Below are 19,969 nucleotides of genomic sequence, written 5' to 3'. Positions count from 1 at the left end.
GTCCTTAGAGGTAGTGCCGCTGGGCGCGCTTGTGGGTGGCGTAGGTGTCGTGGGCGGCCTGGGTGGTGTCGAGGGCGGAGGTCTGGCTGACGGGCACGTCCCACCAGCCGTGACCGGGCGGGTTGGGTCCGTAGAGGTCGGTCTCGACGTGCACGACGGTGGTGCGGGTGGCGGCCTTGGCCTTGTCCATCGCGGAACGGAACTCCTCCACCGAGGTGGCGTGCAGGACGTCCGCGCCGAGGCTCGCCGCGTTCGCGGCCAGGTCGACGGGGAGGACATCGCCGTCCAGCTGGCCGGAATCGCCGTCGCGGTAGCGGTACTTGGTGCCGAACCGCTGCGAGCCGAGGGACTCGGAGAGCGCGCCGATGGAGGCGAAGCCGTGGTTCTGGACCAGGACGATGATGACCTTCAGGCCTTCGGAGACCATGGTCACGATCTCCTGGGCCATCATCAGGTACGAGCCGTCGCCGACCAGCACGACGACGTCACGCGAGGGGTCGGCCATCTTCGCGCCGACGCCGGCCGCCACCTCGTAGCCCATGCAGGAGTAGGCGTACTCCACGTGGTAGGCCTTCGGGTCGCGGGCCCGCCACAGCTGCTGGAGGTCACCGGGCATGGAACCGGCCGCGTTGATGACCACCGCGCGGTCGTCCAGGACGTCGTTCAGCGCGCCGAGGATCTCGGTCTGCGCGGGCAGCGGGCCGTGACCGACGTGGAAGCAGGCGTCCTCGATCTCCCGTGTGCGGGCGATGAGTTCACGGCTGTGACGCCGGTACTCCGGGGACACCTCCCAGCCGTCCAGGGCTCCGGCCAGGGCCTGGATGCCGAGCCGGGCGTCCGCCACCAGCGGCTCCGCCGAGTGCTTGACGGCGTCCAGGCGGGCCACGTTGAGGTTGACGAACGTGACGTCCGGGTTGCCGAACACGGTGTGGCTGGCGGTGGTGAAGTCGCTGTAGCGGGTGCCGATGCCCACGACGACATCGGCTTCGCGGGCCAGCTCGTTCGCCGCGTACGACCCGGTGGAGCCGATACCGCCGACCGCGTACGGGTGGTCCCACGGCACCGCGCCCTTGCCGGCGTGGGTGTCGGCGACCGGGATGCCGGTGGCCTCGGCGAAGGCGCGCAGCGCGGTCTCCGCGCCCGAGTACACGGCACCGCCGCCGGCCACGATCAGCGGCTTCCTCGCGTTCCTCAGCAGGGCCACGGCCCGCTCGACGGCGGCGGGCTCCGGCACCGGGCGGCCCACGTGCCAGACCCGGCGCCGGAAGAAGTCGACCGGCCAGTCGTACGCCTCGGCCTGCACGTCCTGCGGCAGCGCGAGGGTGACGGCGCCGGTCTCGACCGGGTCGGTCAGCACCCGCATCGCCGCCAGCGCGGCCGGGATCAGCTGCTCCGGACGCTGGACGCGGTCGAAGTACTTCGACACGGCCCGGAACGCGTCGTTGACGGTGACGTCGCCGCCGCGGGTGTCCTCCAGCTGCTGGAGTACGGGGTCGGCGGCGCGGGTGGCGAACATGTCGGAGGGCAGCAGGAGGACCGGCAGCCGGTTGGTGGTGGCCAGTGCGGCACCGGTGATCATGTTGGTCGAACCCGGGCCGGTGGAGGCCGTGCACGCGAAGGTCGCCAGCCGGTCGCGCATCTTGGCGTAGGCCACCGACGCGTGGACCATGCCCTGTTCGTTGCGGGCGAGGTAGTAGGGCAGGTCGGCCTCACCGGTGGTGGCGGCCTGGAGGAGGGCCTGGCCGACGCCGGCCACGTTGCCGTGGCCGAAGATGCCCCACACGCCGGGGATCAGGCGCTGCTCCTGGCCGTCGCGCTCGCTGTACTGGTTGGCCAGGAAGCGGACCAGGGCCTGGGCTGTGGTCAGTCGTACGGTGTTCATCGGTCCTCTCCGAAGGGCAGCCGGTCGTCCACGTCCTGGGCGTCCCAGGTCCCGCGCACCCAGCCGTGGGCGGGGTCGTCGCAGATCAGCCAGGCCCGGTCCGGCCCGGGACCGGCCATGACGTTGAGGTAGTAGAGGTCGTAGCCGGGCGCGGCGACCGAGGGGCCGTGCCAGCCGTGCGGGATCAGCACGGTGTCGCCGGAGCGGATCTCGGCGAGCACGTCGATCGGCCGCTCCGGGGTGCCGTACACCCGCTGGTAGCCGAAGCCGCTCCCCTCGCCGCCGCTGCCGTCGGAGACCTCGAAGTAGTAGATCTCCTCCAGCTCGGACTCGACCGGGCGGCCGTCCGCGTCGACGCGTACCTCGTCGTGCTTGTGCGGCGGGTACGAGGACCAGTTGCCGCCCGGCGTGAGCACCTCGCACACCAGCAGCTGTTCGGCGTCGAACGTGCCCGGCAGGCAGTAGTTGTTGACCTGCCGTGAGCAGGCCCCGGCGCCGCGCAGCTCGACGGGGACGTCCTCCTTGCGCCCGTACCGGGCCGGGTGACCTCCCCGCTCGGTACGGGCGGAGGGCAGCGCGAACCGTCCCCCGGCCGCGCTGCTGATCACGGCCTCGGCTTCGCGCGGGAGGTAGGCGAAGTCCGTGGCCGAGGCGAACACGCCCGTCCGGCCGGTGAGTTCGAAGGTGCTGCCGTCCGTGGTGACGGTGCAGGAACCCGCCAGCGGCAGCACCAGGAACTCGGAGTCCCCGGTGGACAGGGCGTGCGTCTGGCCCGGCCCGAGGGTCAGGATCCGCAGGCCGGAGTATCCCCAGCCCGCCGACTCCGGCGTGACCAGGAGGTCGTAGGGGCCGTCCGCCGACGTGCCCTTCGGCAGGTGGTACTTGGCGGTGTGCACGGAGGTCACAGCAGACCCACCGCCTTGTCGACGGCGCCGGCGACGTCGCCGCCCGCCGGGTAGAGCAGGGAACGGCCCACGACCAGGCCCTGCGCGGTCGGCTGCTTCAGCGCCCGGCCCCAGGACGCGAACGCCGCCTCGGCGTCCCTGACCTCGCCGCCCAGCAGCAGCGCGGGCAGGGTGGAGGCGGCCAGGACGCGTTCCATGTTCTCGACCACGGGCAGCTTGAGCCAGGTGTAGGCGGTGCGCCGGCCCAGGCCCGACGCGATGGTGACCGACTTGATCACGGCGTCGGTCGACAGGTCGTTGCGGATCTTCCCGTCCTGCCAGGTGGAGAGGAACGGTTCGACCATCGCGATGAGCCGCCGGTCGTTGAGTTCGTTGACGGCGCGGGCGGTGTCCGCCAGGACGGAGGGGGTCGCCGGGTCGCCGAGGGCGATGCGGGTGAGGGTCTTGCCGCCGTCGAAGCCCATCGCGGCGATGGTCTCGGCGTCGTACCCGGTGAACCGGTCGTCGATCTCGAAGACCGAGCCTGCCAGGCCGCCGCGGTTCATGGAGCCGAAGACGGACTTGCCGTCGAGGACGCCGAGCAGGAGGAGGTCCTCCAGGATGTCGGCGGTGCCGAGGACACCGGTGACGCCCGGCCGCTCCAGGGCGACGCACAGCCGGTCGAGGAGCTCGAAGCGGTCGGCCATGGCGTTCGGGTCGTCGCCGACGCCGTTGGCGCCGCGGGCCGGGTGGTCGGCGGCGATGATCATCGCCTTGCCGTGCTCGCCCAGCAGCGAGGTCGCCCTCACCCGGCGTTCGGCGGCCGCCGCGATGGCACCGGGGTCGTTGACCCGGGCCGCCACGATCCGGTTCAGCTTTTCAGACAGCACTGGTCACCTCGTCCAGCTTGGCGTTGACTTCGGCCTCGGTGGGCATCGCGTCGGAGCAGGACAGCCGGCTCGCGACGATGGCGCCGGCCGCGTTGGCGAAGGAGACCGTGCGCCGGGTGTCCCAGCCGGACAGCAGGCCGTGGCAGAGGGCGCCGCCGAAGGCGTCACCCGCGCCCAGGCCGTTCACCACGTCCACCGGCACCGGCGGGATCTCGGCGGCCGAGCCGTCCCGGTCCACGGCCAGCACGCCCTTCGGGCCCTGTTTCACCACGGCCAGCTCCACGCCCGCCGCCAGCAGCGCCTGCGCCGCCGCGTACGGCTCGCGCTCGCCGGTGGCCACCTCGCACTCGTCGAGGTTGCCGACGGCCACGGTGGTGTGCCGCAGGGCTTCGGCGTAGAACGCGCGGGCCTCGGCGGGCTCCCGCCAGAACATCGGGCGCCAGTCGAGGTCGAAGACCGTCGTGCCGGACTTCGCCCGGTGGGCCAGGGCCGCGAGGGTGGCGGAGCGGCTGGGCTCCTCGCTCAGGCCGGTGCCGGTGATCCAGAAGATCCCGGCGTCCCGGACGGCGTCCAGGTCCAGCTCGGCCGGCTGGATGTCCAGGTCGGGGGCCTTCGGCAGCCGGTAGAAGTACAGCGGGAAGTCGTCCGGCGGGAAGATCTCGCAGAACGTCACCGGGGTCGGGGCGATGTCCGACGTCCCGACGAAGCGGGTGTCCACGCCGTAGCCGTCCAGGGCCGTGCGGACGAAGTCGCCGAAGGGGTCCCGGCCGGTCTTCGTGATCACGGCCGCCGACCGCCCGTACCGGGCCGCCGCCACCGCCACGTTGGTCGGGCTCCCGCCCAGGTACTTGCCGAACGAGGTGACCTCGGCCAGCCCCACGCCGGTCTGGAGCGGGTACACGTCCACTCCCACGCGGCCGACGGTCAGCACTTCGAACGACATCAGACTGGTTTCCCTTCACCTGGGGTGCCCCACGGGGGCGCTCCGTCCAGAGTATGTCAGGACATACTTATGTCAATACCCTGCGAGGTGAGGTTCTCCCGGCAACGCGACGCCCCCCGTGATCGGTGATCACGGGGGGCGTCGTACCGCCGGGCCGCGGTGGTGGGTCAGTGCCGGTGGGTCAGTGCCGTCCCGCCACCCGGTCCGCGACCTGGGCCAGCCGGGACGAGGTGGTGCTCGGGTGCAGTCGCTCGCGCTGGTCGGCGGCGCGGTAGGTGGCGTACATGCCCTGGACGCCGAGCCAGCGCAGCGGCTCCGGCTCCCACTTGCGGACCTTGTGGTTCACCCACGGCAGCTCGGTCAGGTCGGTGCGGCCGGCCTGCCCCGAGTCGAGCTGGACGAGGTCGCGCAGGGTCCGGGCGGCGAGGTTCGTGGTGGCCACCCCGGAGCCGACGTACCCGCCCGCCCAGCCCAGGCCGGTCGAACGGTCCAGGGTGACGGTCGCACACCAGTCGCGCGGCACCCCGAGCACCCCGGACCAGGCGTGCTCGACGGCGACCCCGGCCAGCGACGGGAAGAACCGGACGAGGATCTCCCGCAGCGCCTCGACGGTCGCCGCCTGCGTCCGGCCGTCGTTGTCGGTCCGCGAGCCGAAGCGGTACGGCACCCCGCGGCCGCCGAGCGCGATCCGCCCGTCGGCGGTCCGCTGGGCGTACATGTAGGCGTGCGCCATGTCGCCCAGGGTCTCCAGCCCCGACCAGCCCACCGACTCCCACTGCTCCTCGGTCAGCGGCGCGGTGGCGATCATCGACGAGTTCATCGGCAGCCAGGTGCGCCGCTGCCCCTTGAGGTTCGCGGTGAAGCCCTCGGTGCAGCGCAGCACGTAGGGGGCGCGGACCGTGCCGTAGGGCGTGACGGCGTGCTTGGGCCGGATCTCGGTCACCGGGGTGGACTCGTGGATCTCCACCCCGAGCGCCTCCACGGCCGCCACCAGCCCCTTCACCAGCTTCACCGGGTGCAGCCGGGCGCCGTGCGGGGTCCAGGTGGAGCCGACGGCGTCCACGACCCGGATCCGCTCCCGGGTCGCCCCGGCACCGTACAGCTCACGGTCCTTCTCGCCGTACGACAGCTCGTGCTCGTGGAAGGCCCGCAGACGGGCCAGCTGGGCCGGGGTGGTGGCCACTTCGAGGACCCCGCCCTTGTGCAGGTCGGCGTCGATGCCCTCGGCCCGGGTGACCGCGACGACCTCGTCGACGGTCTCGTTCATGGCCTTCTGGAGGCGTACGGCCGCCTCCCGGCCGTGCAGCGCGGCGTACCGGTCGCGGCCCGCGACGCCGTTGTACAGCCAGCCGCCGTTGCGGCCGGAGGCGCCGTAGCCGCAGAACTTCTGCTCCAGGACGGTGACCCGGAGGAAGGGGGCGGCCTTCTTCAGGTAGTACGCGGTCCACAGACCGGTGTAGCCGCCGCCGACGATCACCACGTCCGCCGAGGCGTCACCGGCGAGCGGCTCCCGGACCGCGGGGAGACCGTCGTGCGCGTACCAGAAGGAGATGCCACCGTTGACGACACTGCTTGCCGAGCTGCTCATGCCGGGACGCTAACCCTTGAGAGCGGCCAGTGTCTCCTTCGGATTCCATGCTTTTCCGCGCCCTCCGGCCAGCGGGTAACAGGCGAGACCGATCAGTACGGCGACGAAATGTCCCAGGTCGGTGAAGCCAGGGGACTCGGTCAGGGGCAGTCCGTACACCAGCAGGACGACCACGACGTACCCGTACCGCCAGGGCGCCGCGATCCGGTACGAGAGCACCCCGATCACCCCGGCCAGCGCGTAACTCACCCCGATGTCCAGGGTGTTGACCGCGGACGGCGGGGCGAGGCCGTCGTGGATGCCCGCCAGCAGGGCGCCCTCGCTGATCAGCGTCGCCAGCACGTGCGCGAGGACGCACACCGCCAGCCAGCGCAGCGTACCCAGCCAGCGTTCGGCCGGCGCGTGGAAGACGGTGTAGAGCAGGGCGTACGGCACCCAGTGCCCGCCGTCGATCCACATCGCGCTGGCGATCAGCACCCGTACCGGGTTGTCCGACAGTTCCCGCAGGTTGGTGGAGCGCTGCCGCAGGAACTGCTGCTCGAACTCCGGGGACATGTGGTGCAGCGCGACGGTCGTCACGAAGAGGATCGCCAGCCAGACGTACGTGCCGGGGGCGCCGCGGACGTACGCCCACACCCTGCCGCCGAGGCCCCGGAGAAATCCCATGAGGCGATTCACGCACGACCGTAACGTCACATGGGTGATTGACATTCCGGCATCGGCGTCTCGGCCGGACTGTCGTGCTTCACGGGTTCCGCCGTCACCAGCAGGCCCGCGACCAGGCCGGCCAGCAGCATCACGCCGGCCGCCCACCAGATGGCGACCGTGTAGCCGTGCACGACGGCCTCCGGGACCACCGCCGCCCTCCGCGCGGGGTCGTGCAGGTGGGCGGTGAGGTAGGCGGCGCTGCTGGTGGTGGCGACGGTGTTGAGCAGTGCCGTGCCGATGGAGCCGCCCACCTGCTGCGAGGTGTTGACGGTGGCCGAGGTGACCCCGGCGTCCCGCGGAGCGACACCCGAGGTGGCGGTGGCGAAGACCGGCATGAAGGTCAGGCCCATGCCGAGGCCCATCAGCAGCAGGGCGGGCAGGATCTCGGTGGGGTAGGAGGAGTGGACCGTGATCCGGGTCAGGAGCAGCAGACCGCAGGCGGCGAGCAGCGTGCCGGGGACCATGAGCAGCCGCGGGGCCAGCCGGTGCAGCAGGCGTGCCGATATCTGGGTGGAGCCGATGATGATCGCCACGGTCAGCGGGAGGAAACCGAGACCCGCCCGGACGGGCGAGTAGCCGAGGATGACCTGGAGGTAGTAGGTCAGGAAGAGGAACAGCCCGAACATGGCGACGGTCGCGAGGGCCATCGTCAGGAAGCTGCCCCCGCGGTCCCGGTCCCTGACGATGTGCAGGGGCAGCAGCGGGCTCGGCGCGCGGGTCTGCCACCGCACGAACGCGACGAGCAGGACGGTCCCGGCCGCGAACAGGCCGAGCACCAGCGGATCGCTCCAGCCGCGCGGCTGGGCCTCGCTGAAGCCGTAGACGATCGCGACGAGCCCGCCGCAGCCGAGCACCGCGCCCGGTACGTCGAGGCGGCCGCCGGCCTGGCCGGGCCGGTCGTGCAGCAGCACGAGCGCGCCGGCCACGGCCAGGACCGCGATGGGCACGTTGACGTACAGGCACCAGCGCCAGTTCAGGTACTCGGTGAGCAGCCCGCCGACGATGAACCCGATCGCGGAGCCGCTGCCCGCGAGGGCGCCGTAGATCCCGAAGGCCTTGCCGCGCTCACGCGGGTCGGTGAACGTGGTGGTGAGCAGGGAGAGCGCGGACGGCGCGAGGACGGCGGCGAAGGCGCCCTGGAGCGCGCGGGCGCCGAAGAGCATCCCCGGGGTCTGGGCGGCGCCGCCGAACGCGGAGGCGGCGGCGAAACCGATCAGCCCGATGACGAAGGTGCGCTTGCGGCCGGCCAGGTCGGCGATCCGGCCGCCCAGCAGGAGCAGCCCGCCGAAGGCGAGCGTGTAGGCGGTGATCACCCACTGCCGGTTGCCGTCGGACATGCCGAGGGCGCGCTGCGCGGACGGCAGCGCGATGTTCACGATCGTCGCGTCGAGTACGACCATGAGCTGGGCGAGCGCGATGACGACCAGCCCCCACCAGCGGCGCGGATCGGCTCCGTCGGCACCGGTGTTCGTCCCACCCGTCCGGGCGCTGCTCATTCGGTCAGAAGACCACGGATCGGGACGGGTCGCATCCCGTGCTGTGCTGTTCCTGGTCATGGCTCCAGGACCCCCTTTCCGGCCGTGCCGGCCGAGGACTGCGCGTCACGCGCGTCACGCGCGTCGTGCGCGTCACGCGCGTCACGCGCGTCGTGCGCGTCACGCGCGTCGTGCGCGTCATGCGCTTCATCGCCGATACGACGGATCGGCGGGGCCGGAATGTGACATGGCCGGGGCCGGCCGGGCGTCCGTGCTGCTCGGGGGCATTGTCAGTGGGGGGCTGCACTATGAGGGCATGGCGAGGACTGGGACCGGCGGGGCCGGCGGCAACAGGGTGAAGGGCGCACGGCGGCCGGAGGTGCGGCTGCCACCCCTGGAGCCGTGGAGCGACGGCGCACTGGAGCCGGACGGGGACTACGACGGGGTGGAGATCCGGGGCGCGGACCTCGCCGGGCAGGACGGCGCGGGCGCCCGCTTCATGGACTGCGCGCTGACGGACTGCGCCTTCGACGAGACGGGACTGCGGCACGCCCGGCTGCTGGACAGCGTCCTCACCGGGGCCAGAGGTGTCGGCACCGACCTGGCCGAGGCGACCCTGCGCGACGTCGAACTGGTCGACGCCCGCCTCGGCGGCACCCAGCTGCACGGCTCCGTGCTGGAACGGGTGGTGATCCGCGGCGGCAAGATCGACTACCTGAACCTGCGCACGGCCAGACTCAGGGACGTGGTCTTCGAGAGCTGCGTCCTGGTGGAGCCGGACTTCGGGAACGCCGTGCTGGAGCGGGTGGAGTTCGTCGGCTGCACGGTGAAGGCGGCCGACTTCAGGGGGGTGACGATGAAGGACGTCGATCTGCGGGGCGCCGCGTCCCTGGAGATCGCAGGCGGGGTGGAGAGGCTGGCCGGGGCGGTGATCAGCATGCCCCAGCTGATGGACCTGGCCCCGGTACTGGCGGCACAGCTGGGAATCCGCGTCGAGGACTGACCGACCTCAGGAACGTCGAGGACTGACCGACCTCAGGAACGGCGACCCTTCGGGGGCGCTGGGGGTCCCCCCGGCCGAAGGCTGGGGGGAGGAACTGCGCGACCAGCCCCCACCGGCCCGCGGCCGAGAACCGGCACTCAGCTCACCGGGGGCGGGGGCGCCGCCGTCTTCCTCAGGCCCAGCCGGTCGTCCGGATCCTGGACCCGGTCCGGCTGCGCGGCAAGCATGCGGCGCACCGCCGGTTCCGGCATCCGGACCACCACCGGCCGTGGCAGCGTCAGTTCCCGCACGGCCGTACCGGTACGGCCGGGGCGGACCCGGTCCGTCACCCGCGCGACCACCCGCACGTCCAGCGTGAACTGCACCAGCACCGAAGCGGACTTGGGCTTGTGCAGCGGCATCGAACCGGCCGCGTTCGCCGCCAGGCCGCCCGCGCCGCCCGCGCCACCGGCGTTGCCCATCAGCTGGTTGAGGCGGAACTCGTCGGCGTTGAGCAGCCCCGCGCCCGCCAGGCCGCGCGCCGACCTGCCCTGGTCGGCCGAGCTCAGTCCGTCCGTCTGGGTGGGCCGGGGCGCGTCGAGGTGACTCTGCCCCACCGTCTCGAAGGTCATCTTGTCGCCGACGCCCAGCACCCGCCCGTCCCGCAGCCGTGCGTGCAGGGACGCCCGCAGGTCCTGGCCGGTCGCCCCCGTGGCGTGCACGGGCGGCAGCTCCGCGCCCGCTGAGGTCAGCAGCGGCAGCGCCGCGGTCAGCCACTCGGTGGAGACGGCCTCGTGCAGGGTGTACGCGGCCGCCTGGCCCTTGCCGCGGAAGCGTTCACCGCCGCCCGCCTCCCGTACCGCGGAGTTGACCAGTTCCCGCACCTGCGGGGCTCCCTGGAAGCCGTTGACCTGCGCCTCCATCGGCAGCCGCGCGCCTGTGGAGCGCCAGGCGCCGAGCGCCGCCGCGCGGTCGTCCCGGGCGCCGGCCGCCGGGCCGGGGGCGGCGGCGGTGGCGGCCGGGGCCGGGCGCGGTGCGGTGAGCCGGCCGAGGGCGGCGAGGTCCTGGTCCAGGACGCGATGGGTCAGCGCCTGGCGGCCCAGGGAGACCAGCGCGACCCGGCGGTCACCGCGGTGCAGTTCGAGGGTCGCCTCGATCGGCACCCGCATCTTCGACGACTTCGCGGTCTTCGCCTCCGCGACCGTCTTCATGCCGAGCTGGCCGCGGGCCGCCGCGCCGGAGCGCCGGGCGCCGCCCCAGCCGGCGCCGAGCCCCGCCGCGCCGCCCGTGCTCTTCAGCTGCCCCGCCCCGCCGTCCGGTTTGCCGGAGCCCGCGAAGATCCCCTCCACCCCGGTCGTCACGCCCTCGTCGTGGGCGGTGGCCTGCTGGGTGACGGCCGCGGTGATGTACTCCATGTCCCGGCCGTCGTCCGCCGCGCCCTCATAGCCGCCGTCACCGAGACGGTTGACCTTGAACACCGCCCAGTACGGGGTCCTGCGGCCGTCGAACAGCTCGACGGTGACCCCGCCGTCCATGGCGCCGGAGAGCAGCCCGGTGCTGCCGTCGCGGTCCAGGACGCGCAGCAGCCGCTGCACGTTGTCGTTGCGGTCGGCCAGCTGCTGCCGGGGCAGCAGGTCGTCGGCGAGGCGCTGCTGTCCGCTCTCCGCGAGCCGGGTGCGCAGCCGGGCCAGCAGCGGCACGAAGTTCGGCAGGTTCTCGATCATGCCGAAGCCGAGCGGGAGACCGCGGTCGAAGGTCGGGCCGGTACGCGGCGGTACGGAGGTGGACGACCCGGCCGCGCGCCCACTGCCCGCGCGTGAGCCGTCGGTCGCGCGTGAGCCGTCGGCCGTACGTGAGCCGTCGGTCGCGCGGGAGTCGGTCGCGCGTGAGCCGTCGGCCGTCCGAGCCCCCTCCGCCGTCCGCGACCCTTCCGCCGTCTTCCGAGCCCCCTCCGCCGTCTTCCGTGCCCCCTCCGCCGTCCGCGGCCCCTCGGCCGGTCGGTGCCCCGGTCGGGACGAGGACGCCGGTGAGGTCATCAGGGCCGGTTCGGGGTCCAGGCCCAGCTGTCTGCGGATCGCCGCCGGCAGCTGCGCCTCGGTCAGCCACACCGCCGCCTCGGCCGGCAGGGTGCGGGCGGCCGTCGCCACGTACGGGCCGCCGCCGGTGACCTTGACCTCGGCGACCATGGTGACCAGCAGATCGCACTGGACGAGGTGGAGGGGCGCCTTCTTCGGGGTGTGGGCGTTGCGCTCGACCGTGCCCGACAGGGCCGCCGCCCTGGTGTCGCCCGCGCTCGTGGTCCGGCTCCCGGAGAGTCCCTGGCCGAGCCGCCACTCGGCGGCGTTCTCCGAGCCGGTCGCGCCGAACTGCCAGGTGCTGGTGGTGGCCTCCCCCTCCTGGCCGGCCGCCTGGTGACCGCCGAGCACGAAGGTCTCCGTGCCGGGCCCCGCGCCCCGGTGCAGGAACTTCGGGTTGGTCAGGGTGAGCCGGGTGCCGACCGCCCCGTCGAGCGCGGCGAGCCGCCGCGGATACCGCAGGTTCTTCACCACCCACCCGGAGGACGCGGCCTGTCGCAGCGCCGCCGTGATGGCCTGCGGCCCGAACCGCTCCTCGATCGCCAGCCGCGGCGCCAGCCCCTCGGCCCGCAGCGCGGGATCCTCACGCACGCCCTTGTTGCGGGCGGCGGCCCGGGACAGCAACTGGAAGGCGAGGTCGCGGACGGCCTGCCCGTCGCCGACCGTCTCCACCAGCTGCCAGTCCCGCAGCGGCTGCCCGACGGACGGCCGGGGCACCAGCGTGGCCAGGTCGCCGATGCCCTCGGCGGTGACGGCGTGCTCGGGGCGCGGCGCCCGCGCCGTGCGCCGGTCGCGCACGGCGTCCCGCCGCTGCCTGCCCTCCTCGTCGAGGGTGAACTCCGCCGGGGTGACCAGCCGTACGTCCTGCTCGTCCAGGTGCAGGCCCGCCAGCGGGGCGGCCTCCGGCGTGTCCCGGCCCGGGGCGCCGGGGGTGAGGGCGCGGCCGAGCTTGCGCTGCCGGGAGGTCATGGTGACGTCGACGTCCAGGCGCAGGGCGGCGCCGAAGGTGGCGGCCTTCTCGGAGCCGTTGGTGAGGACGTCCGTGCGGGTGCCGGGTCCGGCCTGGTTGCGGCGGGTGCCGGTGCGGTGCCTCTCGTAGCGGGCCGAGCCGGTCAGCACGCCGGGCACGATCCGGGCCTGGCCGAGCACCAGACCGCCGATCGAGCGGGAACTGCCGCGCCCGCTCTGCGCGTTGGCGGTGACACCGGAGTGGCTGCGCACCAGCCAGTTGTCGGTGTCGCCGAGGTAGCCGGTCTCGCGGAGCTGCCCGCGGACGCGGATCTGCACGTCGTGCGCGTGCAGGGCGGTCTTGCGGCGCAGCCGGACCCGGATGCCGGTCGAGGTCAGCTGGTCCTTGTTGACCCGCAGGTTGGTCTCGGACAGGGCGGCCATCAGCTCGCGGTGGTTGCGCCGCTGGAGCGCGGCCTCCTCCTTGCCCGGCGTCGAGGTCACCGTCTCCGTGCCGAAGTCGGGCAGGTATCCGGCCAGCCGGGGGTCGGTCGCGAACAGTTCCCGCACGGCCCGCACCATCGGGCCGGTGTCGAGCCGGCTGAGGGTGACGCTGGAGCCCATGGCGCCGAACGGGAGGTGCCGTTCGACGTCGGTCTCGTTGCCGTTCTCGTCGGTCCGCCTGGGCTTCTCGACGAACTCCCCGGCCTCGGTGCCGGGCGGCAGCGGCAGCCCGAGCGACTGCGCCTCGTCGGCGCGCAGGCTCATCCACACCCGCATCGAGTGCCGGGCGACCCGGGCCCCCGGGCGCAGGATCATCTCCGCCGAGCGCGGTCCCGTGCCCTCCGCGGTGATCCGCACGCTCGCGAGGTAGAGCACCTTGTCGCCGCGCACCTCGGCGCCCTGCCGGCTGGACACGGTCTGCTCGGCCACGGTGAACCGTGCCTTGCGGGCCGCCGCGACCGGCATGGCCGTACCCCGCAGGACGGCGGCGTTGCCGGCCGCGCCGACCCCGACGGCCGGGCCGAGGCCGCCGGCGAGGGCGCGTCCCTTGCCCGCGCTCTCGGTGACCGTGTGCTGGGTCTGCTGGTGGGTGCGCAGCTGGGTGCCGCCGGTGCCCCAGCCGGGCGACATCCCGGTGATCTCCGCGTGCATGCGGTAACTGCCCACGCTGCCACCGTCCTTGGACGACAGGTCCTCGCCGGTGACGCCGTCCCGCAGCAGCCGGGGCAGGTCCTCCAGGACGGTCGCCGTGGACGTCGCCTCGTGCAGCCGGGCCCGGCCGGGTGCGCCGGGGGCGGTGAGCGAGGGGTGCAGCACGGAGGCGACCGCGTCGAAGAGCCCGCCGCCGCCCTGGTGCGGGGCGGCGGTGTCGGTCACCGCGACCGGGGCCATGGAGTCGGCGAGCGAGACCCGTCGCGCGGTGTCCGCCGCCACGGCCTGCGGAGCGGCGGGCGCCAGGGTGCCGGCCGGCACGAGGTGCTCGGTGGGCACCCGCTGGGTGAGGGTGCCCGACCCGTGGAAGGTCCGCACGTCCTCGGCGCCGTGCTTCTTGATCCGTACGCCGTACCGCACCTTGCGCGGTGCCTCGACCGAGCCCTTGTCGCTGCGCAGCACCCGCGGTTCGGCCACGTTGCGCTGGCTGCGGGACTCCCGAGAGGACTGCCAGGGCTGCGCGTTCGCCATCCCGGCGCCGCCCAGCCACAGCCCCGGTACGACGGGCGCGAGTCCGAAGGCCATGCCGCCCACGCCCGTGCTCGACCCGCCGCTCGCGGTGGTCGCGACGGTGGCCGCGGAGTTGTGCTGGACGTCGACCTTGGTGTCCTTGCCCTCGGCCTCGTCGACCGCGGCGAGCGGCGCCCCGTCCGGGTCCGGCACGGTCTTCGCGAGCAGGTCCTCCGGGTGGAAGACGGGCGGCCGGTCGTCAGGGGCGCGGGAGACGGTGACCGTGACGTCGTACCACTCCTTGCCGGTCCTGCCCTGGACCGGCACGGCGCGGCCCTGCCCGTAGTACGCCTCGGGGCGGGCGGCCAGGTCGGCGGCGAGGGCGGCGACCGTGCCGTCACCGTGGCCGACCACGGCGGCCACCGCGTTGCGCACGAACTCCTGCCCGGCCAGCGCGTAGGCCGTGGACAGCCCGGCGGCCTGGAACTCCATGAGGTACGGCGGCAGGACCAGGCCCGGAGCGGTGTGCTCCTCCTCGATGGGCGCGGGCGGCGCGGGCCGCCGGCGTTCCGGCGCCGGCCGGGAGACGCCCTTGCCCTTGCCGCCGCCGAGCGCCAGCGTGGTGGCCGTGTTCCCCGCCTTGCCCTGGAGGGCGAGCATCGCGTGTTCGGTGGGACCGGTGAGCCGGGCGCCGGTCGCCGCCCGGGAGGTCCCGGGGACGGCGTCCCTGCCGTTGTCGCCTGCCTGTCGCTGCGTCCGCACGGAGTCAACGTATGCAGGTCAGGGCCGGCCGGATCGCCTTCCGCGGACTCCGGTGTGAGTTGTCACCCCCGCCTCAGCGGCGAGTCAACTCCCGTACACGTGACGGTCGTTCAGCGGGACCGGGGAAGGGTCAGGAGACTCGTGGGAAGCGGGCCTGGAGGGTCCAGACCGCCGGGTTGTCGGCCAGCTCCTCGTGCATGTCGGTGAGGTCGGCGAGCAGGTCGTGCAGGAAGTCCCTGGCCTCCCGGCGCAGTTCCGCGTGCGAGAAGGTGAGGGGCGGTTCCTCGGCCGGCATCCAGTCCGCCTCGATGTCCACCCAGCCGAAGCGGCGCTCGAAGAGCATGCGGTCGGTGGACTCGGTGAAGTCGAGCTCCGCGTGCTGCGGGCGGGCGGCCCTGGACCCCGCCGGGTCCCGGTCGATCCGCTCCACGATGTCGCACAGCGCCCACGCGAAGTCGAGCACCGGCACCCATCCCCAGGCTGTGGACAGTTCCCGGTCCGCCTTGGTGTCGGCGAGGTAGACGTCCCCGCAGAACAGGTCGTGGCGCAGGGTGCGGACGTCCACCCGCCGGTAGTCGGTCTGGGGCGGGTCCGGGAAGCGGTTGGAGAGGGCGTAGCCGATGTCGAGCACGTAGCCGATGGTGTCATGGCGTCCTACGATCACGAGCGTGCCCCGACGCGTCCCACTGGTCCCCTCCGTCCTGCTCTGTCTCGCGCTCACCGCCTGTGACGGCGGTGTGCACGGCACCCCGGGCGGCGCGGGCCTGCGCGACCCCTACTTCCCGAAGGCGGGCAACGGCGGCTACGACGTCGGCCACTACGCCCTCGACCTCGGCTACGACCCGGGCACCGGCGAGCTCACCGGCACCGCCGTCATCACCGCCCGCGCCACCCGGGACCTGACCGCCTTCGACCTCGACCTGCGAGGACTGGACGTCGACGCGGTCACCGTCGAGGGCCGGGCCGCCCGCTGGAACCGCGCCGGGCAGGAGCTGACCGTCCGCCCGCACGACGACCTGGCCGAGGGCGAGACCTTCGCCACCACCGTGCGCTACTCGGGCCGCCCGGAGACGATCACCGACCCCGACGGCTCCGAGGAGGGCTGGCTGCGCACCGCGGACGGCGCGCTGGCCCTCGGCGAGCCGGTCGGCTCGATGGCCTGGTTCCCCGGCGACGACCACCCCTCCGACAAGGCGTCGTACGACATCACGATCACCGTCCCGAAGGGCCTTCAGGCCGTCTCCAACGGCGAGCTGCGGAGCGAGACGACGAAGAACGGCCGGACCACCTTCGCCTGGCGCACCGCCGAGCCGATGGCGACCTACCTCGCCACGGTCGCCGTCGGCCACTACACCGTCACCCGGTCCACGCTCCCCGGCGGCCTGCCGGTGTACACCGCCGTGGACCCGACGCAGGTGACGGCGAGCCGGGCGGTGCTGGCGAAGCTCCCCGAGATCATCGAGTGGGAGCGGTACAACTTCGGCCCCTACCCCTTCTCCTCCACCGGCGTGATCATCGACCGTCCGGGGGACGCCGGGTACGCGCTGGAGACCCAGAACCGGCCCGTCTTCCCCGGCACCCCGGACACCGAGACCCTCGTCCACGAACTCGCCCACCAGTGGTACGGCGACTCCGTCACCCCGCGCACCTGGCGGGACATGTGGCTCAACGAGGGTTTCGCGACCTACGCCGGGTGGCTGTGGCAGGAGGACCACGGCGGCCGGACCGCCCAGAAGATATTCGACGAGGTCTACGCCACCGCCGCGGACGACGCGACCCTGTGGGGTTTCGCGCCGGCGAAGCCGCCGAGCGCCGCGTACATCTCGGAGCGGCCGGTGTACGAGCGGGGCGCGATGGTCCTGCACAAGATCCGGCAGACGGTCGGCGACGACCGTTTCTACGACATCATCCAGGGCTGGGCCGCCGCCCACCGCCACGGCAACGCGGACACGGCCCAGTTCACGGCCTACGTGGAGAAGACGGCACCCGGCAAGGACTTCTCCGCCATCTGGAAGACCTGGCTGTACGGCGTCGGCAGACCGGCGCACCCGTAGCGGGTCAGGCTTCCCGCTCGCCCAGAGCCTTCCGCAGGACGGCGCACGGACGCCCGAGCTGGAGATCCGGCCGGTGACCGATCACCTCGTACCCGAGGGCGGTCCAGAAGGCGAGCCCCTTCGGGTTGTTCTCCAGTACGGCGAGCCGGACGGCGTCCCGGCCCTCCGCCCGGAACCGCTGCTCGACCTGGTCCGCGATCCGCCGCCCGTACCCCCTCCCGTGCGCTCCCGCGTCCACCATCAGCAGCCCGATCCAGGGGTCCGGGTCGGCCGGGTCGGGGTGCCGGGCGAGCGTGACGACCACGCCGACCAGCAGCCCCTCGGCGCGGGCCAGCAGCACCTCGACGTCCGGGTTCGCCAACTCGTCGGCCAGTTGCGCGGCCACCTGCTCGGGCCGGATGTCGTCCGGATCCGGGAAGTCGCCGCTGAGCGCCTGGAACTCCCGGTTGGACGCGTACAGGGCGGTGAGTTCGGTGAGGACCGGCGCCGGGATGTCGGCGCCGGGCCGCACGGCCAGGGGCTGAAGGATCATGCGGGCAACCTATCCGGGCCGCGTGCGCGCGTGGCCGGTCTCAGCGCTGACTGGCGGGCTTGGCCGGAAGTCCGGCGCGACTGCCACGGCAGGAGTAGACGATCTCCACCGCACCGCCGGGCAGGGCCCGCTGGCGCTGGAGGACCAGCCCGGCGTCGGGGCTGAGCGCGGGCGTCAGCCGTGTCCCCCCGCCGAACAGCATCGGCAGGACGATGAGTTCGAGGGAGTCGAGCGCGCCCAGCGCGTGGAACGTCCCGATCGTCCGTGCGCCCCCGACGAGGTGGACGTCGCCGCCCCGGTTGGCCGCGCGGAGCTTCTCCAGCAGCCGGACCGGGTCGCTGTCGGTGGTGACGTGGTCGGGGGTGCCGTCCGGGCGGTGCGAGCCGAGCACGAACACGTCGAGGGTCGGCCACGGCCAGCGGCTGTTGGTCAGCGCGGGCTCGAAGGTCGTACGCCCCATCAGCGCCGCCTCGCAGCCCTCCAGGAACTCCCGGATCCCGTGACTCTGACCGGAGACGAACGCGGGATCGGCGGTCAGCGCGGGCCACCCGCTCGGCGTGGTCACATAACCATCGGCACTCATGCTCACACGGGCACGAATCTGCATGATCTCTCCTCGGTCAGTACGACGGCCGGCTCTGTTCCGGGTGCCGCTCTGCCCATGCGTCGAACGGGAGCCGCACGGATCGACACACCACCCGTGACGAATTACGCCGCAGGGCGTAGGTCCCGCGCCTCAGGCGCGCTCGGTCCCGCGCCGACGGAGCGGGTCATGGCCGTCGGCACGCCGTCTGTCCGAGCAGCCAGGTCTGTGCTGCCTGTAGGACCTCGTCGTGGTTGCGGGCTGCCGGGCGGGGGTCCTTGACGATCTCCTCGTCCGGTGGGATCGCCGCATCGTAGGTACGGCCCGTACGGTCCCCTTCCCTGACTTCTGTCAGGAACAGCATGGCGCCGTCGGACAAACGGTGCGGCTCGTTCCCGGTGGGGATGCCGTAGGTCGGCTCACCGAAGGACCGGGTGCCCGGACGCTCTCGGAAGGCCACCGCGACTGCTTCACCCGCACTCGCCGTCAGCCCGCCGGTCAGGACCGCGACCGGTGGCAGGCTCCCGGTCACGGGCCGGACGGGGCCCCAGCCGGCCGACTTCCCGTCCTCGTACGGCGCACCGTGCTTGATCGACCAGAGTGACTTCCTGCCGTCGGCATCCACGAACATGCCTACCTTCCCGTCGCCCAGGACGGGTCCCACGACGGCGAGCATCGGCCACATGTTGCCGCCGGTGTCCGAACGCAGATCCACCACCCAGCCGCAGGCCCCCGCCCGGTCCACTTTCGCCACGGCGTCCCGGCCCTGCCGTACGTACGCGTCGTACGAATTCTGGGATCCCCGCGCTCCGGGGAGTGAGAGGTACCCGATGCCGTTCTTCAGCGAACGGCCCTCCAGGCCGTCGGGAGCGACGGAGGACTCCACGTTCTCCTTTGCCTGCTCCGGCTCCCAGAAGGTGCTGTGGCCGTCGCCCAGAGACCGCAGCGCCGCGCCGATCGCCTCATAGGTGTCCGCGGGCTTCCGCGCACCACGGGCCCGCGCGAACGCCTTGGCCCGCACGTCCGCCCAGTCGACCTGGCGGCGGAGGAGAGAGCGCTCCTCCATGATGCTCAGCGCCTTCGACAAATAAGCCCGTGCGTGGGGCGCCATGCCGTCGTCCGGTGACTCCTGCGAAGGGCTCGTGCACCCCGTCGCCACGGCGACGACCGCGACCAGCCCGGCACAGGCCGGCCTGCACAGCAAACGTCCCGACCTCATCCGCCCCCCGGCCTTCGATCCCGGAGGCAACCATAACTTCACGTCGGCCAAAGGGACTTCGGCGGCGCCACTACCGGTCAGGGGGCCCGTAGCGGGGCAGGCCGTCCGTCGGGATCGTCCAGTCCCCGATCGTCACGTCCTCGCCGTAGACGAAGTCCTTGCGGGTCGCGTAGCGCGGGCCGTCGGGGGTGGGGTGGATGTCGGTGAGGACGGCACCGGTGCCGGTACGGGGGTCGAAGACCGCGTAGACCGGAACGCCGATCAGGGGGTAGTCGCGCATCTTGGAAACCCAGTCGTTGTCCGGGTTGGAGCGCGAGACGATCTCGATGGCGGCGACGAGCGAGCGTGCGTCGAAGGAACCGTCCCCCTCCATCTCCGCCTCGCTGATCACCATGACATCGGGGCGACGCATGACCCCTTCAGGTTCGTCCTCTACGTCGGGCTCGCCAGTGTGAGCCACCAGGGACTCGGGCATCACCCTCTCCAGCCTCTGCCGGACGCGAAGCACGGTGAGCTCGTGCGGCTTCGAGGGCGACATCATGTCGAGGACGATCCCTTCCTTGGTGATCTCGAACTTGCCGGGAAGGGTGTCGTCCGTGGAGTGCACGAAATCCCGCATGGTTCGGTAGAGGTGGGAGGCGCCCTGCCGCGCGCTGTCCGGTGCGATGGTCATGGCGCTCGCTCCTCGTCGTCTGTGCCCAGGGGCAAGGATCGTCGCTTTCATGCTAGGTCTCCTCTGGGCGATCGGTTCGGCAGCCACGGCAGAGCCCGGGCGCGGC

15 protein-coding genes are annotated in these 19,969 nt (G+C 72.9%); 2 read left to right on the top strand and 13 right to left on the bottom strand.

Annotation, left to right across the window (positions count from 1 at the left end; genetic code table 11):
* Positions 1–4 precede the first annotated feature (4 nt).
* The 7 genes from iolD to AAW13_RS13175 all read right to left on the bottom strand — a co-directional run bounded on the left by iolD (position 5) and on the right by AAW13_RS13175 (position 8,391).
* Entirely contained in the window at positions 5–1,882 is a 1,878-nt protein-coding gene (gene iolD / locus AAW13_RS13205) for a 3D-(3,5/4)-trihydroxycyclohexane-1,2-dione acylhydrolase (decyclizing) (protein WP_046730974.1), read from the bottom strand.
* Entirely contained in the window at positions 1,879–2,787 is a 909-nt protein-coding gene (iolB, locus tag AAW13_RS13200) for a 5-deoxy-glucuronate isomerase (protein ID WP_079178798.1), read from the bottom strand. The genes iolD and iolB overlap by 4 nt, the downstream gene beginning before the upstream one ends.
* The gene (locus tag AAW13_RS13195) at positions 2,784–3,653 is read right to left on the bottom strand and encodes a Cgl0159 family (beta/alpha)8-fold protein (RefSeq protein WP_420855459.1); all 870 of its coding nucleotides are present in this window, start codon (positions 3,651–3,653) and stop codon (positions 2,784–2,786) included. Before AAW13_RS13195 ends, iolB begins: the two co-directional genes overlap by 4 nt.
* Positions 3,646–4,599, bottom strand: a complete 954-nt coding sequence (gene iolC / locus AAW13_RS13190; protein ID WP_046730972.1) for a 5-dehydro-2-deoxygluconokinase — start codon at positions 4,597–4,599, stop codon at positions 3,646–3,648. The genes AAW13_RS13195 and iolC overlap by 8 nt, the downstream gene beginning before the upstream one ends.
* A 181-nt stretch (positions 4,600–4,780) precedes the next feature.
* Positions 4,781–6,187 carry an NAD(P)/FAD-dependent oxidoreductase gene (locus AAW13_RS13185; RefSeq protein WP_046730971.1) on the bottom strand — a complete coding sequence of 469 codons (1,407 nt, stop codon included), beginning with the start codon at positions 6,185–6,187 and terminating at the stop codon, positions 4,781–4,783.
* 9 nt (positions 6,188–6,196) lie between these two features.
* Positions 6,197–6,853 (bottom strand): rhomboid-like protein, encoded by a 657-nt coding sequence (locus AAW13_RS13180; protein ID WP_206306207.1) that lies wholly within the window; start codon positions 6,851–6,853, stop codon positions 6,197–6,199.
* 26 nt (positions 6,854–6,879) lie between these two features.
* Positions 6,880–8,391, bottom strand: coding sequence for an MFS transporter (locus tag AAW13_RS13175; RefSeq protein WP_046730970.1), 1,512 nt, complete (start codon positions 8,389–8,391; stop codon positions 6,880–6,882).
* A gap of 295 nt (positions 8,392–8,686) precedes the next feature.
* Between AAW13_RS13175 and AAW13_RS13170 the strand changes: the two genes are divergently transcribed.
* Complete coding sequence (locus tag AAW13_RS13170; protein WP_240528611.1) at positions 8,687–9,373, top strand: pentapeptide repeat-containing protein; 687 nt, start codon at positions 8,687–8,689, stop codon at positions 9,371–9,373.
* Positions 9,374–9,510: 137 nt separating this feature from the next.
* Here the strand turns inward: AAW13_RS13170 and AAW13_RS13165 are convergent, their stop codons facing one another.
* Together AAW13_RS13165 and AAW13_RS13160 are read right to left on the bottom strand one after the other, a co-directional pair.
* Positions 9,511–14,802, bottom strand: coding sequence for a hypothetical protein (locus AAW13_RS13165; RefSeq protein WP_079178797.1), 5,292 nt, complete (start codon positions 14,800–14,802; stop codon positions 9,511–9,513).
* 130 nt (positions 14,803–14,932) lie between these two features.
* Complete coding sequence (locus AAW13_RS13160; RefSeq protein WP_046730968.1) at positions 14,933–15,433, bottom strand: hypothetical protein; 501 nt, start codon at positions 15,431–15,433, stop codon at positions 14,933–14,935.
* 7 nt (positions 15,434–15,440) lie between these two features.
* On the opposite strand from AAW13_RS13160, the gene AAW13_RS13155 reads away from it, so the two are divergent.
* Positions 15,441–16,856 carry a M1 family metallopeptidase gene (locus AAW13_RS13155; protein ID WP_046730967.1) on the top strand — a complete coding sequence of 472 codons (1,416 nt, stop codon included), beginning with the start codon at positions 15,441–15,443 and terminating at the stop codon, positions 16,854–16,856.
* A gap of 4 nt (positions 16,857–16,860) precedes the next feature.
* On the opposite strand, the gene AAW13_RS13150 is transcribed toward AAW13_RS13155, so the two are convergent.
* The 4 genes from AAW13_RS13150 to AAW13_RS13135 all read right to left on the bottom strand — a co-directional run bounded on the left by AAW13_RS13150 (position 16,861) and on the right by AAW13_RS13135 (position 19,863).
* On the bottom strand, positions 16,861–17,388 hold the full coding sequence (locus tag AAW13_RS13150) for a GNAT family N-acetyltransferase (protein WP_046730966.1): 528 nt from the start codon (positions 17,386–17,388) through the stop codon (positions 16,861–16,863).
* A 40-nt stretch (positions 17,389–17,428) separates the two neighbouring features.
* Positions 17,429–17,995 carry a dihydrofolate reductase family protein gene (locus AAW13_RS13145; RefSeq protein WP_046730965.1) on the bottom strand — a complete coding sequence of 189 codons (567 nt, stop codon included), beginning with the start codon at positions 17,993–17,995 and terminating at the stop codon, positions 17,429–17,431.
* 163 nt (positions 17,996–18,158) lie between these two features.
* On the bottom strand, positions 18,159–19,037 hold the full coding sequence (locus AAW13_RS13140; RefSeq protein WP_240528610.1) for a S41 family peptidase: 879 nt from the start codon (positions 19,035–19,037) through the stop codon (positions 18,159–18,161).
* A gap of 223 nt (positions 19,038–19,260) precedes the next feature.
* Entirely contained in the window at positions 19,261–19,863 is a 603-nt protein-coding gene (locus AAW13_RS13135) for a Uma2 family endonuclease (protein WP_046730963.1), read from the bottom strand.
* Positions 19,864–19,969: the final 106 nt, after the last annotated feature.

The sequence above is a fragment of the Streptomyces humi genome, assembly GCF_001005085.2.
Classification (GTDB): domain Bacteria; phylum Actinomycetota; class Actinomycetes; order Streptomycetales; family Streptomycetaceae; genus Streptomyces; species Streptomyces humi.
This window is presented reverse-complemented; position numbering and strand designations above follow the sequence as displayed.

Coding starts and splice junctions, on each gene's coding strand:
- AAW13_RS13140 (WP_240528610.1), bottom strand. CDS start 19,037: ATGGAGGAGCGCTCTCTCCTCCGCCGCCAGGTCGACTGGGCGGACGTG.
- iolC (WP_046730972.1), bottom strand. CDS start 4,599: ATGTCGTTCGAAGTGCTGACCGTCGGCCGCGTGGGAGTGGACGTGTAC.
- AAW13_RS13145 (WP_046730965.1), bottom strand. CDS start 17,995: ATGCAGATTCGTGCCCGTGTGAGCATGAGTGCCGATGGTTATGTGACC.
- AAW13_RS13155 (WP_046730967.1), top strand. CDS start 15,441: ATGGTGTCATGGCGTCCTACGATCACGAGCGTGCCCCGACGCGTCCCA.
- iolD (WP_046730974.1), bottom strand. CDS start 1,882: ATGAACACCGTACGACTGACCACAGCCCAGGCCCTGGTCCGCTTCCTG.
- AAW13_RS13150 (WP_046730966.1), bottom strand. CDS start 17,388: ATGATCCTTCAGCCCCTGGCCGTGCGGCCCGGCGCCGACATCCCGGCG.
- AAW13_RS13185 (WP_046730971.1), bottom strand. CDS start 6,187: ATGAGCAGCTCGGCAAGCAGTGTCGTCAACGGTGGCATCTCCTTCTGG.
- AAW13_RS13135 (WP_046730963.1), bottom strand. CDS start 19,863: ATGACCATCGCACCGGACAGCGCGCGGCAGGGCGCCTCCCACCTCTAC.
- AAW13_RS13175 (WP_046730970.1), bottom strand. CDS start 8,391: ATGAGCAGCGCCCGGACGGGTGGGACGAACACCGGTGCCGACGGAGCC.
- AAW13_RS13180 (WP_206306207.1), bottom strand. CDS start 6,853: ATGGGATTTCTCCGGGGCCTCGGCGGCAGGGTGTGGGCGTACGTCCGC.
- AAW13_RS13170 (WP_240528611.1), top strand. CDS start 8,687: ATGGCGAGGACTGGGACCGGCGGGGCCGGCGGCAACAGGGTGAAGGGC.